Genomic DNA, 1,426 nt, shown 5'->3' with positions numbered 1-1,426 from the left:
TGGAGCGGTGTGGGGGTGTGGATCTGGCGGATGTGGGTGTGTCGTTGGGTGTGCATCGTGCGGTGCTGGGTCGGCGTGCGGTGGTGGTGGGTGCGGATCGTGCGGAGTTGGTGGCGGGTCTTGCGGCGTTGGCCGGGGGTTCGGATGCGGCTTCGGTGGTGCGGGGTGAGGGTGCTGGTGGCAAGGTGGCGTTCTTGTTCACGGGCCAGGGGAGTCAGCGTCTGGGGATGGGCCGGGAGTTGTATGAGGCGTTCCCGGTTTTCGCTGCTGCTTTCGATGAGGTGTGTGGGCATTTCGATGGTCTGTTGGGGCGGTCGCTGCGTGAGGTGATGTGGGCGTCGCCGGGGTCGTCGGTTGCGGGGTTGCTGGATCAGACGCGGTTTACGCAGGCGGCGTTGTTCGCGGTGGAGACGGCGTTGTTCCGGTTGGTGTCGTCGTTCGGTGTGGTGCCGGATGTGGTGGTGGGGCATTCGATCGGTGAGGTGGCTGCGGCGCATGCTGCGGGGGTGCTGTCGCTGGAGGATGCGTGTGTGCTGGTGGCTGCTCGTGGGCGGTTGATGCAGGCTGCGCCGGAGGGCGGTGCGATGGTCGCCATCGAGGCTGCCGAGGCGGAAATGCGTGCGGATCTTGCCTCTTATGGTGGTCGGTTGGATGTTGCTGCGGTCAATGGTCCGTCTGCGGTGGTGGTCTCGGGTGATGCGGATGCGGTTGCCGAGGTTGCGGGGTTGTGGCGGGAGCGGGGTGTTCGGACTCGTTCGTTGACGGTCAGTCATGCGTTCCATTCGGCGCATATGGAGGGTGTGCTGGCGGAGTTGGCGGAGGTGGCGTCGGGTCTGGAGTTCGCGGAGCCGGCTGTTTCGTTGGTGTCGACGCTGACGGGTGAGCTGGTCGGGCCTGGTGAGCTTGGGGAGCCGGGTTACTGGGCGCGTCAGGTGCGGGGCACGGTCCGTTTCGCTGATGCGGTGGGCGTGCTTTGTGGGCTGGGTGTGCGGGCGTTTGTGGAGCTGGGTCCGGGGGGTTTGCTGGCTGCGTGCCAGGAGAGTGTGCCGGAGCTGGATGAGGGTGTGGTGTTGGTTCCGGCGCTGCGTCGGGATCAGGCGGAGCCTCGGACGTTGGCGATGTTGTTGGCTGCCGTGCATGTGCATGGGGCGGGGGTGGACTGGCGGGCGGTGTATCCGGGCGGGCGTTTGGTGGATCTGCCGGGGTATGCCTTCCAGCGGACCGCGTACTGGCTTCAGGCTCCGGCGAGTGTGTCGGGTGGTGCGGTGCGGCTGGGTCTGGAGGAGAGTCTGCATCCGCTGCTGGGTGCGGTGACCGGTCTTGCCGATGGTGGGGCTCTGCTCAGCGGGCGTCTGTCGGTGGGTACGCATGGCTGGCTCGCCGACCACGAGATCCAGGGCCAGGTCATCGTCCCCGGCGCCGCACT

1 protein-coding gene is annotated in these 1,426 nt (G+C 67.0%); it reads left to right on the top strand.

Annotation, left to right across the window (positions count from 1 at the left end):
* Positions 1 to 17: 17 nt before the first annotated feature.
* A partial coding sequence (locus tag AB0D93_RS41580) for an acyltransferase domain-containing protein (protein WP_362131976.1) occupies positions 18 to 1,426 on the top strand: 1,409 nt, incomplete at its 3' end.

Origin of the sequence: Streptomyces sp. NPDC048191, assembly GCF_040652655.1 — a bacterium.
Classification (GTDB): Bacteria; Actinomycetota; Actinomycetes; order Streptomycetales; family Streptomycetaceae; genus Streptomyces.
The sequence above is the reverse complement of the archived record's forward strand: the minus strand, read 5'-3'. Positions and strand labels throughout refer to the sequence as shown.